1 protein-coding gene is annotated in these 1873 nt (G+C 42.1%); it reads left to right on the top strand.

The genetic code is table 11. The features are described from left to right. The first annotated feature begins 347 nt into the window (after positions 1–347). Entirely contained in the window at positions 348–1865 is a 1518-nt protein-coding gene (gene omp85 / locus LPTSP_RS01100; RefSeq protein WP_108927014.1) for an Omp85 family outer membrane protein, read from the top strand. Positions 1866–1873 lie beyond the last annotated feature (8 nt).

A 1873-nucleotide genomic window follows, 5' to 3' on the forward strand; every position in this document is an offset into this window, starting at 1 on the left:
TTCGTTCGCTGTGTGAGATAAGTATTAAAGTTTTGTAGTGAGCGCTAATATACTTTCAAGCAAGCTGCTAAGGTCCAGATTTTTCTGTGGTCAAACGGCCTCTGCCTGAAAGTATATTATGAAAGAGTAAAGTTTCGGATTTCCCTCCACTTATATGTCACTTATATCTGGGTCGAAATCGTGTTTTACTAATGTATAATTTCTTAAATTTTTAAAACCCCTGTGACGAAAGGGAACTTTTGCGTGTTGAACGGGGTCATCCGAACCTTGATTTGAAATTTTCAATTGACATAAGCTATTATCACTTCGATAACTAACGAACTTAAAATCTTAGATCCGGAGTGTACATGAGGATTAAAGAAATTAAATCGTTGGTGCTAACGATTTGTTTTATAGCAGCAAGTTTCAACCTAAACGCTGAAGACTATATTCCAGAACCGGGATGCGCGAAGCCTGCTCCTCGCAAAAATTTGCCGTTTCACATGGATTCTTCCAAACAGCTTTGTGCGAAAGACCTAGCTGAAAAAAGAGAAGGTTGGTATCCTACCGGACTTCCTCTTATTAATTCGGATCCACTCGAAGGTGTCGGTTTTGGTGTTCGTGCATATGCCTATAATAACGGTCTGAAATCAGATCCGTTATTCGATTATACTCCCTATAGAGTAAGGTTTTTTGCTCAGTATTTTAATACGAGTAAGAATGCACAATATCATCAGCTTAGTTTGGATATGCCGTTTATTGCGAATACGCAATGGCGTCTGCGTGCGGATGGGTTTTTGACGATCACTCCTACCACCCTTTACTTTGGAATTGGTGAAAGTTCTTTAAAAGGCTTAAATTACTATGATCGTAACCAGCCGGGCGGGGACTATTATACAAACGCAACCTTCGCGGACCAAAGTAAAAATTTTAGTTATTATAGACCAGGGGGGCCTCAGGATCCAGTCGCGTTCGGTGGGAATACCTACTACGGAGTTCCTAGTCAGCCTGGATTTGTTGTTACCAATAAAATGTACAACGGTTATATCATAGAGACTCCTATGGTTAACCTAAGTACTGAGAGATCTTTCTTTGGTGGAACGGTTCGTTTGGTTGCCGGGTTAAAAGCTTCTGAAAATATTATCAGAACATTTGATGGAAGAAAAGCTCCAGGTTATGATCCAGTTCTCGGGATGGATTATGGGGCAAATGTGCCTAACGCTAAAACCCGTCTGACCGAAGATGCGGAAGCAGGAAAAATTTTAGGATATCATGGTGGATACGTAAACGCAGTTCGTGTCGCACTTGTATACGATACTCGGGACTTCGAACCGGATCCGAACAGCGGGGTATTCATAGAAGGAACTTTCGAAAAGAACAGCAAGGCATTCGGTTCCGACTTCAATTTCCAAAAATACTTTGCGCAGGGAAAATTCTTCTGGAGCCCATTTCCTAAAGTATTTGAAAAACTCGTGATCGCTTCTCGTTTTGGCGCAGGTTTATCAGAAGGAGAGGTTCCGTTTTTCGAATATAGAAATATGTGGGGAACGGAAGGTTTGATCGGAGGACTCGGAGGTATTCGTACCATCCGTGGTTACAAACAGGACCGCTTCGTAGGAAGAATGATGGGCTGGGGTAATATCGAGGTTAGATGGAAATTCGGATCCTTAAAAGTAGGTGATGAATACTTTGCATTCAATCTGGTTCCTTTCATGGACTTCGGACGAGTATGGGACGATGAGCATAAGGCTGGAACCAAGGGTTATAAATATTCACACGGTCTTGGACTTAGGATCGCTTGGAACCAGGCTACGATCATCATGATCGACTGGGCAAAGTCGAAAGAAGACGAGCAGCTATTCGTAAACTTCAGCCATGCGTTTTAAGGACAAAG

Origin of the sequence: Leptospira johnsonii (assembly GCF_003112675.1) — a bacterium.
Lineage (GTDB): Bacteria > Spirochaetota > Leptospiria > Leptospirales > Leptospiraceae > Leptospira_B > Leptospira_B johnsonii.

What these genes read in the sequence shown, in the direction of transcription:
- omp85 (WP_108927014.1), top strand. Translation starts at nt 348, where the DNA reads ATGAGGATTAAAGAAATTAAATCGTTGGTGCTAACGATTTGTTTTATA.